Origin of the sequence: Asticcacaulis solisilvae (assembly GCF_017875235.1) — a bacterium.
GTDB classification, from domain to species: domain Bacteria; phylum Pseudomonadota; class Alphaproteobacteria; order Caulobacterales; family Caulobacteraceae; genus Asticcacaulis; species Asticcacaulis solisilvae_A.
In genome coordinates, this window is the sequence record NZ_JAGGMI010000008.1 from 47,213 (window position 1) to 62,837 (window position 15,625).

Annotated in this window: 2 protein-coding genes; both read right to left on the reverse strand. The window is 65.2% G+C overall.

All coding sequences use genetic code 11. From position 1 onward, the window contains the following. Positions 1 to 223: 223 nt before the first annotated feature. Positions 224 to 6,829 (reverse strand): cadherin-like domain-containing protein, encoded by a 6,606-nt coding sequence (locus tag J2X24_RS22595; protein WP_281064959.1) that lies wholly within the window; start codon positions 6,827 to 6,829, stop codon positions 224 to 226. Positions 6,830 to 7,342: 513 nt separating this feature from the next. Beyond that, entirely contained in the window at positions 7,343 to 15,427 is an 8,085-nt protein-coding gene (locus J2X24_RS22780; protein ID WP_209722959.1) for a beta strand repeat-containing protein, read from the reverse strand. Between the last annotated feature and the right edge of the window lie 198 nt (positions 15,428 to 15,625).

The window sequence follows — 15,625 nt, forward strand, 5'->3', positions numbered from 1 at the left end:
TGCGTTTTTTGGGGTTTTCGCCTTAAATATCGCGACAAAACCAAAACGTAGATCGGTATGATGTTTCCACTTAAAATCATACCGATCTAGCGCCTCAGCACCTCGCCCTCCCCATTCATGGGGAGGGGGGACCATTGGCGGAGCCAATGGTGGGCGGGGCCTCTTCGTTCCGCAAACGCCACGCAAACCGTGATGGGGCTCGCCTGTCGACGGCCCACGCCGGTCACACGAAGAACAGATCGTCCTTCGTCACGGTCGCGCCACCCGAGATCAGGGCCAGCTCGAACGCCGCTCCCGCACCCGAACCATCCGCGTCCCACCACAGCTTGCCTGCAACAGCGTCCCAGACGAACTGCGCCCCCGCCCCGACGGCCGCCGAACCCACGGTAAACTCCGCCGCCGTCAGCACATGCCCGGCCGCGAACCCATAGTCCGTGCCAGAAAACACCAGCCGGTCCACGCCGTGCTCGAAATCACCGACGTGGTCGTGACCGTTCACGGACACGCTTGCAAAGACGAAGTCATCCGCCCCTGCCCCGCCACCCAGCACGTCATTGCCGCTGCCGCCCACAAGCGTATCCGCGCCGTTGCCGCCGGACAAGCGGTCATGATCCGCGCCGCCCGACAGGCTGTCATTACCATCCCAGCCCCACAGGCTGTCATTCCCCAGCCCGCCCGAAAGCACATTGCCGCCGGAATTACCATTGATGGCATTATGCAAGCCGTTACCTGTGCCAGACACGGCCGATCCGGTCAGCGACAGGTTCTCGACATCGGGCGTCAGGCTATAGGAGATCGACGCCTTCACCGTATCGGTGCCTTCGCCATACAGCTCATAGACCCGGTCGCCGATGTGGTTGACGAGATAGGTGTCATTGCCCGCGCCGCCGTACATGGCGTCGTTCTCGCTGCCGCCATCCAGCGTATCATGACCTTCGCCGCCCGTCAGCGTATCCCACCGCGCCCCGCCCAGCAGCAGGTCGTTGCCGGTCCCGCCGTCCAGGCTGTCCGACCCCGCCTCGCCGCGCAAGCTGTCATCGCCGCCCTTGCCGAAGATGCGGTCATTGCCCACGCCGCCGGTCAGGCTGTCGTTGCCGGTCACATGCATCACAAAGGCGTCCAGCGTGCCGTTGCCGTCATTGGCGACAAGGTTGCTTGCGGCGCTGCTGAACAGGATACGGTCATTGCCGATGGCGGTCGCCCAGGAACTGTCGCCATCGCCGTCGGTCAGCCGCGTTAGGCCGCCCGTCGCAACGTCGTAGGCAAAGATGTCGGACTTGCCGTTCGTGTCACCCGCCACCAGGTTGTCAACCAGGCTATAGAAGTACAGCGTCCGGCCGTCAGCCGAGAAGGACGGCGCGTACGCGTCACTGCCCGGTATTCCCGGCGCATGAGCCGTGATCACCTTCAGCTCGCCGGTCACCATATCCTTGATAAAGAGGTGTTCCTCGCCAGCAGTACCGGTATTGGCCAACCCGGCGCTATAGGCCGAAAAGGCCACTTTCGTGCCGTCGCCTGACATGGTCGCGTTGTAGAGGCTGAAAGCCGTCGCCTGTGCTCCGGACTCCGACACAGTGACGCGCGAAAAATCGCCGCTGGCCTTGTCCATCACGAACAGGTCGGCCAGGCCATTGGTATCGCCCGGCGTGATATAGGGCGCGTCGCTGTAGAACAGCACCTTGCCGCCGTCCGGCATGACGCCATATACCGAAGCGAAATAGTAGGTCCAGTTGCCCGGCGCATTGAAATCGCTCAGCGTATCGACCGAACCGTCCGCCAGCGACTTGACGTAGATCATTCCTGCGAAATCCACCGGTCCGGGCGTATCGTACGAATAGGCGGTGTAGAAGGCCGTCTGGCCATCGCCCGTCAGCGCGCCGCTATAGGCCCCGGAAACGGTACCAGCGCCCGGAAGGGTCGAAACGACCGAGACTTCGCCGGTCGTCATGTTCTTACTGAAGATCTGTATGCTGCCCGGAGAGCCGGCCGGTGTGCCCAGATTTGTCGAACTGTTCGCGAACAGCACGACATTGCCATCATCCGACATGTCCATGACCCAGCCGCTCTGGTTCGCGATCGTTCCGTCGGCCAGGGCATCGATGCGCAGGACTTCACCGGTCACCAGATCCTTGCGGAAAAGGTGCGGGCGACCATCGTCCACGCCGTCCGCGACCAGGTTGCTCGCGGTGCTGTCGATCACGATATAGCGGCCGTTGGCCGAGGCAACATAGGCATAGGCCGCGTCGTTCGCCTGCTCGCCATCGGCGTTTTTCGACACCAGTTCGATTTCACCCGCATCGAAGCCAGTAAGCGTGCGGTCGCCGTTGTCGAAGACGCTCAGGGTGAAGGCCCTGGGCGCTGTTTCCATCACGCCGTCGCTTACACTGACGTCGAACCCGGCGGTCGCGGCCACGCCGCCGTGACGGAACGAGACCTTGCCGGCCGCCAGCTCGGCGGCGCTGAAATCCGCCGCTTCGATACCGTCGACCAGGATCTTTCCGCCCTTCACGGCCGAAACCGTGAAGCGGATGTCGGCGGCGTCGCTGTCGGCGTCGTTGTGTCCCAGGTCGGCGGTTGTAAGCACCACGGCCTTGTCGAAGTTCACTATCGCCGCCAGGTCGCCGCCGAGTACGGGCGCATTGGCCAGGCTGATCGTCTGGTTGGCGAAGCTCAGCCATTCGATCCCGCTCAGCACGTCCGCGCCGTCCGCGCCGGTGACCGTGGCGTTGCCGCCATCGGTGACAATCGCATAGCCCGTCCGGTTACCGGAGAAGACCGCCGTGTCGCTGCCCGTACCGCCATTGAGACTGTCGTCACCCGCCCCGCCGGTCAGCGTGTCGTTGCCATTTCCGCCCGACAGCGCATTGGCGCCCGCATTGCCCTCGATGGCATTGTGCAAGCCATTGCCGGTGCCGGAAATATCCTCCGTGCCGCCCAGGATGAGGGCTTCAATGTCCGGCGCCAGCGACCAGCTGATCGTGGAAACGACGGTGTCGTTGCCTCCACCGGCCAGTTCGCGCGTGCGGTCCCCGGCATGATCGACGAAGTACACGTCGTCGCCCACGCCGCCGGTCATGTCGTCATTGTCCGCCCCGCCGTCAAGCGTGTCGTTGCCGTCGCCGCCCGTCAGCGTATCCCAGCGCGATGCACCAAAAAGACTATCGTCGCCCACGCCGCCGTTGAGCGCGTCCGAGCCCGCACCGCCCAACAGGCTGTCATTGCCCGTATCGCCCGACGCCCGCACGTGCAGGGTATAATAGTTGTAATAGCCCTGCACGGAGATGAGATCGTCGCCCGCCCCGCCGGTTACGGTCGGAGACGAGTTGTCGCTGTTCGACACCAGCGAGATGACGTCATTGCCGTCGCCGCCGTCGATCAGGTCGCCGCCGGCCGAGATCCAGTCGTTGCCGCTGCCGCCGTAGACAAACCCGTTGTCGCTTGAACTGTAGAGGGAGTCATCGCCCTCGCCGCCATTGAGCGTGTCGGTCTGCAGGTTGCGGTCGCCGTAATTGTTGTTGGCCAGCACAACGTCATTGCCGTCGCCGCCGTCCAGGCTGTCGTCGCCGGCCATGCCGTAGAGCGTGTCGCCGCCCGCGCCGCCCAGCAGGGTATCGTTGCCGGCGTCGCCGTCCAGCATATCGCTGTCCGCGCCGCCATCGGCCCAGTCCGCGCCCGCGCCGGCCTTGATCTGGTCGAAGCCGCCGCCGCCACGGATCACGTCCGCCCCGTCGCCGCCGTCCAGCGTATCGACGCCGTCGCCGCCCTCGATCGTGTCGTCGCCGCCAAGGCCGCTGATCGAATCCGTGTAGGCCGTTCCGGTCAGGCTGTCATTGCCGGCGGTCCCGGCCGACCTGACGCCGATGCCCAGCTCGGACAGGGTCACCGTCTGGTCGCTGAAGCGGATGCTTTCGATGCCCGAGGTGACGATTTCCTGCCGGTACTTGTCCAGGACGATCACGTTGACGCCGTCGCTGATCACCGCGGCTTCGCTGCGCGCTTCCCACATCGACAGGACGTCGTGGCCATCGCCGCCGATAAGGGTTGAATACCCGATGCCGGAGATCGTGTCATCGCCGGCCCCGCCATCGGCATGGTCGCGCGCGCTGATCGAGTCATTGCCATCGCCGCCTTCCAGGGTGACGTGGTTGGACGAATCCATCAGGGTGTCGTTGCCGTCGCCGCCAGTGACGAGGACATTATCGAGGAAGCTGAAGATGTAGTCGTCGCCCGCGCCGCCATCCAGGCGGCTGGGCACGGGTCCGCGATGCCAGGCATAGGCGCTGTAAGCCGTGCCGATCGTGTCGTTGCCCTCGCCGCCGCTGACGTCGAACCGCCCCTCGCCGACCTGGGTGATATAGTCGTTGCCATCGCCGCCGGACATGGTGCCGACGCCATACAGCCGATCATCGCCCGCCCCGCCTTCCATCAGGTTGAGGCCCTGGGCGTCCTCCAGCCGGTCGTCGCCGCCCAGCCCCCTCAGCGTATCGTCCAGCGCCCCGCCAATCAGCCGGTCGCCAAGGGCGCCGCCCGCCAGGTTGTTGTCGGCGGCGTAATTGCCCCGGATCTCATTGCCGAACTGCGAGGGATCGATTGCCCGCACCACGCCATCCTGGCTGATGAATTCGAAGCCGTTCGCCTGCCGCTCGGCCACCGTGTCCTGGACCACGACGATGTCGCCGCCGCGATTATAGACATCGGCGCCGCTTAGCGAGTCGCCTAGCGCCAGGGTATCGATGCCCAGGCCGCCCTCGACCGTCAGATAGCCCTCCAGCGGCGCGTTCAGGGTGACGTGATCGTTGCCGGCCCCACCGTCGACGCTGACATAGCCGCGCGCGGTGATGACATCGTCGCCATCGTCACCCTTGACCCTGACCCAGGACCAGCTGCCGAAGGCGGTGATGGTGTCGCTGCCGGCGCCGCCCTCGACGGTCGCCTCGTCGCCGGCGGTGATGACGTCATTGCCGTCGTCGCCATACATGCGGATCTGGTTGCCCTCCAGCACGTCCTCGCCATCGCCGCCCCTCAGCGTATGGCCGTATCCGCCGATCGACATGGTGTCGTTGCCGTCGCCGCCATTGGCCAGAACGGGTTGCGAAGTCCACGGCCAGGCGCCGCGCACGATGTCGTCGCCGCCACCGCCGGCCAGGGTCGTCGGGTTGTAATAGTCGATGTTCAGGACCTCGACCGTGTCATTGCCCATGCCGCCGTCCAGCGATCCGACGCCGCGCAGCCAGTCATTGTCGTCGCCGCCGCGCAGGGTCGACGGGCCTTCGAAGTCGTACAGCGTGTCGTCGCCCGCGCCGCCGCTCAAGGAGTCCGTTCCGACGCCACCGTACAGGGTGTCATTGCCCTCATCGCCGGCCAGGGTATCGTTGCCCGCAATGCCGTAGATCACGTCGCCGCCGCCCCAGCCGCTCAGCGAGTCATCGCCGCCGGTGCCCTGAAGCGTGTCATTACCCGAGGTCGGAGCACTCGAAAACGCGCTGTAGCCGTCAAGGTTTTCCGCCGTCAGGTTACCCGCCATGAACGTCTTGAAGGTGACCAGCGTGCCCCACGCCGAAGCCGCCCCGGCGCCGTCGAAATCGACCTCCAGCCGTGTGTCCGTTCCCGACTGGGTCAGCCGCATATAGCCCTGGCTGAACGGATTGGCGCCGGCCGCCAGCCCGGTGAACTTCGCGATCAGACCGCCGAACGCGAAGCGGTCGCCGCCCGCCCCACCGGCAAAGTCCTCGATGATCACGCCGGTCAGCAGTGGGTTGAGCTGGTAGAGGTCGCTGCCTTCGCCGCCATTGACATAATGGATGACCCCGGGCAGGCCGCCGGAGAAGGTGTCATTGCCGGTATTGCCATTGACCAGGTTGCTGCCCTGGCCGTACAGCCCGATCTGGTCATCACCCGCGCCGCCATAGATGGTATTGGCGCCGTAGCGATCGACGATCCGGTCATTGCCGTCGCCGCCGCTCAGGTAGTCGTCGCCAAGATAGCCATCCAGCGTGTCATTGTCCTCATTGGCGAAAATATAGTCGTCGCCGCCGTCGCCGAACAGGCTGTCGCGGCCCGCGTGCCCGTAGATCCAGTCATTGCCGATGGTGCCCCGGACGGTCGGCGCCTCCGCCGAACCGGTCAGGGTGTCGCCCATCGCGTTCCAGCCACTCTGGGGGAAGCCGCGGAAATTCCACGCCGTCAGCCCGGACGCCGTGACGTTTTCAAGCACGAGCGAGGTCTCGAAGCCATGGACCGTGCCCGTGCCGTCCAGATCGACCTCGACCACGGCGTCAGCGCCGTCCTGTACGACGCGGACATGCTGGGAATAGAGGGGGTTGCCGCCGTAGTAGCCCGTCAGGTCCCGCAGAACGTACTGCAGGTCGATCATGTCCCCGCCATCGCCTTGCGCGAAGTCCGTCACGCGGATATGCGCGTCCTGTCCCGCATTGGCGGTCGCCATGATGGTGTCGACGCCCGCGCCGCCGCTGACGACGGCTGTGCGGCTGCCGGTGTTCCATACGGCCAGGATATCGTTGCCATCGCCCCCTTCGACGCGGCTGTCGAAGGCGTCCGACACCGCTCCCGCCGAGATCGAGTCGTCGCCCGCGCCGCCCAGCAGGGTCTGCGCGCCGGTATAGCCGAACAGCGTATCGTTGCCGTCGCCGCCGCTGAGGCTGTTATTGCCGTCGTTACCGTAAAGGGCGTCATGGCCGGCGCCACCGTCGATCGAGTCGTCTCCGGCGTAACCGCTGATCGTATCGTTTCCGCCCATCCCCAGAATGCTGTCGGCGTCACTTGTGCCCAACAGCGTGTCGTTGCCAGCGGTGCCGGTGATATTGGCCATGGTGTCCCCCCGGGGAATATCAAAAAATGAAATGATTTATAGTTAACGCACGCTAACCCGGCAGGCGAAACCATGCAACCGCAAGTCACGCATCACGCGCAGATTTTACCGCGGACAAAAAAAGCCGCCGGAGGTGAGCCGGCTGCGTTGCAATGCCCAAGCCGCTCCGGCAGCCGGCCGGCGCCAGAGCGTCCACGATACACCCCACCTTCACCTCTCCCCGTTTACGGGGAGAGGACGAGAGCCGAGCTTAAGCGAAGGCGATCGGGTGAGGGGCTCTTCCCGTCTGCACCATAAGACGCCTGGCGGCCCCACCGCTTCAACAGCCATCATCCTTCGTGACCGTCGTCCCCGTCACGATGTACAGCCGATCGGCAGCATCGTCCCAGACGACGCTGCCCCGTTTTCTCTATTCCTCCCCATGAGCGCCTGGACCCGAAAACCGCTTACACTTTTCGCCATATCGCTCTGGATGCGGTGGTCGGGGCCAGACAAGCCTCCACTGCCGTCATCTTACGTGAAGTACAGATCGTCCTTCGTGACGTTCGTCCCGGTCACGATGGCCAGCTCGAACGCCGCCCCCGCGCCCGAACCGTCGGCATCCCAGTACAGCCGGTCGGTGGCGTCGTTCCAGACGAACTGCGCGCCTGTCCCGACCGCCACGGTGCCGACGGTGAACTCGGCCGCCGTCAGCACATGGCCCGCCGCGAAACCATAGTCGCTGCCCGCGAACACCAGCCGGTCCAGGCCGTGCTGGAAGTCGCTGAGGTGGTCGTGGCCATTCGTCGCCGTACCCGAGAACACGAAGTCATCCGCGCCCGCGCCGCCGCCGACCACGTCATTGCCTTGACCGCCGATGAGCGTGTCGTTGCCATTGCCGCCTGACAGGCGGTCGTGGTCGTTGCCGCCGACAAGACTGTCATTGCCGTCGTAGCCGAACAGGCTGTCATTACCCAGGCCGCCCGTCAGCACATTGCTGCCGCTGTTGCCATAGATGGCGTTATGCAAGCCATTGCCCGTGCCGTCGGTATTATTGGTGCCGGTCAGGTACAGGACCTCGACATCGGGCGTCAGGGCGTACGAAATCGACGCCTTCACCGTATCAAGGCCTTCGCCGTACAGCTCATAGACCCGGTCGCCGGGATGATCGACGACGTAGGTGTCGTTGCCCGCGCCGCCATACATGGCGTCGTTGTCCGCCCCGCCGTCGAGGATGTCATCACCCGCGCCGCCTGCAAGCGTATCCCAGCGCGCGCCGCCGCTCAGCTGGTCGTTGTCCGCGCCGCCGTCCAGGCTGTCCGAGCCTTCGCCGCCCAGCAGGCTGTCCTTGCCCGCCCCGCCCGACATGACGTCGTGGTCGTTGCCGCCGTCCAGCTTGTCATTACCCTCCAGGCCCGTCAGCGTATCGTTGCCGTCGCCGCCCGTCAGGGTGTTGTTGCCGGTATTGCCGGTCAGCGCATTGTTGAGCGCATTGCCCTGGGCCTGGATATTGTCGCCGCCCGTCAGCACGACCGCTTCGATATTGGCGGCCGCCTTGTAGGTGACGGCGGACCGCACCGTATCGAAGCCCTCATTGGCGTTTTCGATGGCCTGATCGCCCATCTGGTTGAAGACATAGGTATCGTTGCCCACACCGCCATACAGCTTGTCACTGCCAAGCCCGCCGTCCAGCGTATCGTTGCCGCCCAAACCGCGCACCGTGTCGTTGCCGCCACCGCCCATAAGGCTGTCGCTGCCGGTGACATGCCGGATGAAGACGTCCAGATCGGGATTGGTGTCCGTCCCGGCCAGGTTGCTGGCGTACGAATTGAACAGGAGCCGGTCGGGCGTCAGCGACATCGCCCACTCGCTGTCGTCATCGCCCGCCACGACGCGCGTCAGGGCGCCGCTTTGCAGGTCGTAGGCGAAGATATCGGACGCGCCGTTGTCGTCGCCCGCCACCAGGTTGTCGGCGAAGCTGGCGAAATAGACCGTCTTGCCGTCGGCCGAGAAGACCGCGCCGTCGGACGCGTCATTGCCCGCCTCGCCGGCTGCATTGGCCGAAATCAGCGTCACCACGCCCGTCGCCAGGTCCTTCACGTAGACCTGACCGTCGCCGCCACTGTCGGCCGCCGTCAGGCTGGCCGTCGAACCGAAGACGACCTTGGCGCCGTCAGCCGACAGGTCCGCCGCGAAATGCCCGATGCCGCCGGCGGCAATGCCCGACTGCGGCGCGCTGACGATCGAAACGGCAAGGGTCGCCGTATCCAGCACGAACAGGTCAAAGTCGCCGTTGACGTCATTGGCCACCAGATAAGGCGCATTGCTGCTGAACAGCACCTTGCCGCCATCCGGCGTTACATCGGCGAAGGTCGCCTGATAGTAGGTCCAGTCGCCCGGCGCATTGAAGTCCGTCAGCTGTTCCACCGTGCCATCGGCCAGCGAGCGCGTGTACAGCAGTTCCATGAAATCGACCGCGCCGGGCACGTCGAACGACCAGGTGCTGAAGAAGACCTTCCCAGCCCCTTCGGCGAACCCGCCGTTAAAGCCGAACGCTTGCGTGCCGCCATTGGGCAGCGCGCCGTCCACCAGCGGCGTGACTTCGCCCGTGGCGACATTCTTCATGAAGACGCGCGTCATTGGCGCGCCCAGGTCGTCGAGATTGGTCGCGGACGATCCGAACAGGACCAGGTTGCCGTCGGCCGACACGTCGATCGACCAGCTTTCCGAATCCGCCAGTTCGCCGTCCGCGGACGTATCGATCCGCACCACATCGCCGGTCAAGAGGTCCTTGCGGTAGACATGCTGGCCGCTGCCGTCCTGACCGTCGAAGACCAGGTTGGTCGCGTTGCCGCTGAAGATGACGTAGCGGCCGTCGGCCGAGCCCATATAGGCGCCGGTGATGCCATTGACCTGTTCGCCCGCCGCATTCTTCGAAATCAGCTCGATGTCCCCGGCCTCATGGCCCACCACCACGCGTCCGGCGCTGTCGTCGACCGTGACGGTGAATGCCGACTTGGCGGACGTGCTGATCTCGTCGGTCACGGTGACATCAAAGCCCGCCGCACCGGCCGTATAGCCACCGTGCCTGAAGGTGACCAGACCCGCCGCCAGGTCGTTGCTCGAGAACCCGTCGGTCTGCTCGCCGTCGACGAAGACCCCGCCGCCGTGGACGTTCGACAGGTCGAAAAAGACCTCGCTATTGTCCGGATCGGTAAAGCCGATATCGGCCGCGGTCAGCACATATTCACCGCCGAACGCCACCGTCGCCGCCAGGTCGCCCGTCAGCACCGGCGCGACATTGGATGTTTCGATGCCGTCGTCGAAGACCAGGGTCTCGACGCCGGTCAGCGTGTCGACGCCCAATGCGCCGGTGACGGTCGTGGTGACGCCGTCGGTTTCGACAACATAGTCCGCGCGGTTGCCCGAGAAGATCGCTGTGTCGCCGCCGTCGCCGCCGTCGATCAGGTCGTCGCCCCGGCCGCCGGTAAGGGTGTCATCGCCAGCGCCGCCCGACAGGGTGTCGACACTTGCGTCGCCGGTGAGGGAATCTTCGGCGTCAAAGCCGGTGATCCAGTCGTCGCCGTCGCCGCCGTCGATGCTGTCGGCATAGATGTCGTCGCCGACCAGGACATCGTCGCCGCTGGTCGGCGCTACCGATGAAATGTTCCGCGCCGTCAGGTCGGCGACGTCGACATTCTCAAGGACCAGGACCGGCGTGAAGCCGCCCGCCCCGCTGCCATCCATGTCGCGTTCCAGCACGGCGTTGAAACCCGACTGGACCCAGCGGAAGTGGCCCGACGCGAACGGATCGCCGCCGCCGTAATTGGTGAGATAATCGCCGAGGTGCGGCAGGTAGACAATATCGCCCCCATCGCCGGCCTCGAAATCGGTGATGACGACCGGCTGGTCGTCCAGCATCCAGCCTTCCATCCACACGACGTCGCGGCCGTCGCCCAGCGTCACCGTGGCGCGGATCGGCTTGAGCACGACCAGGTCGTCGCCCGCGCCCGCGTCGATCGAGCCATTGAACGTCATCCAGCCATAGATCACATCGCTGCCGGCGCCGCCGGTCACGGTGGCGGCGTCGTTGGCCGCCTGGATGATGTCGTCGCCCGTGCTACCGTCAAGGACGTCGAAGCCCCGGCCAGAGTCGATCGTGTCGTGGCCCGCGCCGCCGCGCAGGGTGTCGTTGCCCGCGCCGCCTTCCAGATAATCGTTGCCGGTCCCGCCCTCGATGCTGTCACGGCCGTCAAGGCCGGTCAGCCAGTCACCGTCGCCGCCGCCCGACAGTGTGTCGTGGCCGATCCCGCCGGTCAGGTTGTCAGGAAAATCGCCGCCGATCAGGACCACGGGCGCCGCGGGTGCGCCCGACGGATTGTAGCCCTTCAGATTGTAGGCCGTCAGCTGCGACGCATTGACGTTCTTCAGGGTGTAAACGGTCTCATACGACCGCGTGCCCAGCCAGCCGTCCGGATCGACCTGGATCACGGTATCGCTGCCGACCTGGCTGATCCATGCCGAGCCCGACGCGAAACCGTCGCCGTTATAGCCCATGAGCGAACCGAACATCAGGTCGAGGTCCAGCACATCGCCGCCGTCACCGGCAGTAAAGTCGGTGATGACCTTCGCGCCGATCGCCACCCCAGAGACGCGCGGGACCCCCGCCGTGCTGAACACGAAGGTGTCCGAACCGCTGCCGCCCGATAGGATGGCCCCGTCGTCGCCCAGTCCGGTGCGCAGCGTGTCATTACCCGCGCCGCCGAGCATCAGGTCGCCCTGCCTGCCTGTCAGGCGGTCATTGCCGTCGCCGCCTTCGAGGATGCCGGCAATGCCAGGCGTAGCGGTCAGACGGTCGTCGCCGGCGCCGCCACTCAGCCATTCGCCGATCTGGAAGTCAGGCCCGCCCGTCAGATTCTTGCGCGTCATCGTAACGTCGCTGAACCGGACCGCCTCGACGCCCAGCAGTACGTCGGTGCCGCCGCTTATCGTGTCGGTCAGAGTCAGGTTGCCCCAGGCGTCCACGCCGAAGACATAGCCGGCCCGCGCCCCGTTTACGGCAACAGTATCGAAGCCGTCGCCGCCATCCAGCACATCATTGCCCTTGCCGCTTTCGAGCTGGTCATCGCCGGTTCCGCCCAGCAGGGTATCCAAGCCCGCGCCGCCGTCCAGCGTATCACTGCCGTCGCCGCCGTCCAGCGTATCATTGCCCGCGTCACCGTCCAGCGTGTCATTGCCGTCGCCGCCCGTCAGGCTGTCCCAGCCATCCAGGCCGCGCACCCAGTCGTCGCCACCCAGGCCGTCGACCGACCCGAAATAATCGGATTTGACGATATTGTCGGCGCCATTGGTCGGCGCCACGAAACTCGATACATTGAACCAGGTCAGGTCGGCGACCGCGACATCCTTCAGCCGCACGACCTGGGTTACCACGCCCGCATCGGCGCTCGCCCCGTCATAATCGCGCATCAGCACGGCGTCACCGCCGTCCTGCACCCAGGCATAGTGGCCCGACGCGAACGGATCGCCGCCGCTGTAATTGCTGACGTACGTGTAGGGGCTGTGGATATGCAGGGTGTCGCCGCCCTGACCCACCGTGAAGTCGGTGATGACCGGCGCGGTGCCGCTGATGAAGAAGGTCTCGACGATGGCCACGTCCTGGCCGGCACCCAGCGTAATCTCACCGGGGCTGGTCGTCACGATGAGCACGTCGTCGCCCGCCCCGGCGTCGATCAGGTTGCCCGTGTCACCCTGGGACCGGATCGTGTCATTGCCGTCGCCGCCTGTGATGGTCACGGCCGTGCCGCTGGCCCAGATTTCGTCCTCACCGTCGCCGCCATCGATCAGGTTGAAGCCGAAGCCTTCGCGAATGAGATCGTTGCCCGCACCGCCAATCACCGTATCCGGACCGAAATTGCCTTCCAGCGTGTCGTCGCCGGCGCCGCCTTCCAGCCGGTCCGCCCCGTCACCGCCATAGAGCGAGTCGTCACCATCGACGCCGTAGAAGCTGTCATTGCCAAGCGCGCCGTTCATTGTGTCCGCGCCGCTCGTGCCGGTGCGCACGTCGGACGGAACCGGCAGGCCCTGCGGATCGTAACCGCCGAAATTGTGCGCGGTCAGCTGGGACAGGTCGATATTCTTGAATCGGATCAGGGTTTCCCATGGACGCGCTCCAGAAGCGGCATCCGGATCGGCTTCCAGCAGCACGTCGGCCCCATCCTGGACCAGACGCAGCGAAGTCGAGCCCAGGCCCTGGCCGTCATAGCCGCGCAGCGACCACATGATGTCGCGCAGATCGACGGTCTCGCCGCCATCGCCCGCCACGAAGTCGGTGATTATCTTGGTCCCGTCGAAGATCGGGCCGTTGACGTCGCCCGACGCACTGTTGAACACAAAGCTGTCGATGCCGCTCCCGCCGGTAATCGTCGCGGGAGACGTGCTCAGCGACATCCTGATCAGGTCATTACCGTCACCGCCGTCCACGACATCAGCGCCGGACACATCGATGGTGTCGTCGCCATCGCCACCGATCAGGGCGTCCCTACCGGAATAGCTGCCTTGCAGGGTGTCATTGCCCGCACCGCCGTCGAGGAGGACCGGGTTCCAGGGCGAGGCTGGGCTCAGATAGTCATTGCCGCCGCCGCCGAACACGATGTCACCGGAAGCCGTGTCGTTCTCCCAGCCAAGGGTTTGCAGGCTCAGTATCTCACCGTTGAAGCTCAGCTTTTCCACGCCGCTTACAGTGTCGGTCCCGTCGCCGGCGACCGTATCGCTGACGGTCAGGTTGCCGCCCGCGTCCAGCCCCAGCGTGTACATCCACCGCCAGCCCGAAAAGACCGCCGTATCGCTGCCGGTTCCGCCGTCGATCCTGTCATTACCCGCGCCGCCTTCCAGCAGGTCGTCACCGCCGTTGCCATTGAGGCTGTCGTCGCCCGCCCCACCGCGGAAGGTCGCCGCCAGCTCGCCGCCGGACATCGTGTCGGCATAGGCCGTGCCCACGACCACTTCGACGCCCTGATTGTCGTAATAGGTATAGCTGACCCACGCGCCGACGGTGGCGTCCTCGAGAGTCACCGTATCGTTGCCCTCGCCACCCGAATACAGCCAGCCGGCGCCGTCCATCACCCGGATCAGGTCGTCGCCATCGCCACCGAAGGCAAGGTCGGGCCCCACGCCCGCTTGAATGGTATCGTTGCCTGCACCACCTTCGAGCACGTCCTGGTCGGCGCTTTCGCCCACAATCAGGTCATCACCCGCGCCGCCGTCAAGCTTGTTGAAGCCCGCGCCGCCCTTGAGCGTGTCAGTGCCGCCGCCGCCTTTAAGCTCGTCATTGCCCGCATTGCCGCTTAGGGAGTCATTGCCCTCGCCGCCTTCCAGGATGTCGTTGCCATCATTGCCGGACACGGTGTCGCTGCCGCTGCCGGCCACGACCGAATCGTCCCACGCGCCGCCGCCGAGCGCCTCGTCCGCCCCGCTTCCTGTAACGACGGCGCCGAGCTGCGCCAGATCAACCTGCACGCCGTCGATATAGAGCGCCTCGACATTTTTCAGCAGGTCGGTTGCGTTGGCATTGGGCCAGACAAATGTGCCCGACCCGGTATGGCTGCGGGTGACGACCGCGATGCCGTCCGCGCCGCCCAGGTTGACGACCGAAGCATATTGGCGGAGCGACAGATTCTGGACGTAGACCGTGTCCGTCCCGGCGCCACCGTCCACGGTGTTGTCGCCGGTACCGCTGTGGACGGTGTCGTTGCCGCCGCCGCCGCTAATCGTGTCGCTGCCGTCCTTGCCATAGATCAGGTCGCCATAGGCTGTGCCCGTCAGCGTGTCGCCATCGGTCGTGCCGTCGATCACGTTGCCCAGCGTGTCGTGGCCCAGCGCGAAGGCAGTGTCGCTGAAGCTCAGGTTCTCGACGCCCGTCAGCGTCGCCCAGCCATTGCCGAACGGCGTATTGACCACGTAGTCGTCGCCATCGTTCAGCACGGTGTAATTCGACCGGGCGTAGGCAAAGCCGACCGTGTCGTTGCCGGAACCGCCGGTTAGGCTGGACTCTCCATTGGCCTTGATCAGGTCGTCGTCATTGCCGCCGTCGACGATATAGCCGAGACCGGCCGTGATAACATCGTTGCCGTCGCCGCCCCACAGGGTCGTGTTGGTGCCTGACCCGTTGATTGTATCGTTGCCGGCGTCGCCATAGACCTCGCCGCCACCGGTGATGGAGTCAGCGCCGTCTCCACCGGAGACCGTGCCTTCGCCCACGATGATGTCACCGCCGGCGCCGCCACTCAAGCTGCTGTGACTGAGCCCCCACACAGTATCATTGCCCGCGCCACCGGCCAGGGTACTACCGCTGGAATGACTCCAGAGCCAGTCATTGCCGTTGCCGCCATCAAGATTTCCCGACAGATGAAGCCAGTCGTCGCCTTCCTCTCCAAAGGCGACATTCGGCTCCGAGTAGGTCCGGTCGGTTATGGTGTCGTTGCCGTCTCCACCCCATATCGTATCCGCGCCGTCTGCGGCCGTAAGGCTGTCGTTCCCGCCCAGGCCGCTGATGCTGTCAGCGTCGTACGTATCGCCCAGCGTGTCGTTGCCCGGCGTGCCGTTGATGATATTGGCCATGAGAGTCCCCCCGATGTAATCGAGGCAACCTAGCGCTGTTTTCGCTCTGCGTACACACCCTCAACCGCCGGGGGAAAATAATTCTTCGGCTTCAATGGCTTTTCATCGCAGCAGGTGAACACGCTCCGTCCCGCTGCCTCTTCTTGCGCCCCCAAGAGCGACACCGCTGCTTCCACACAATGACACGAACGGGAAGGT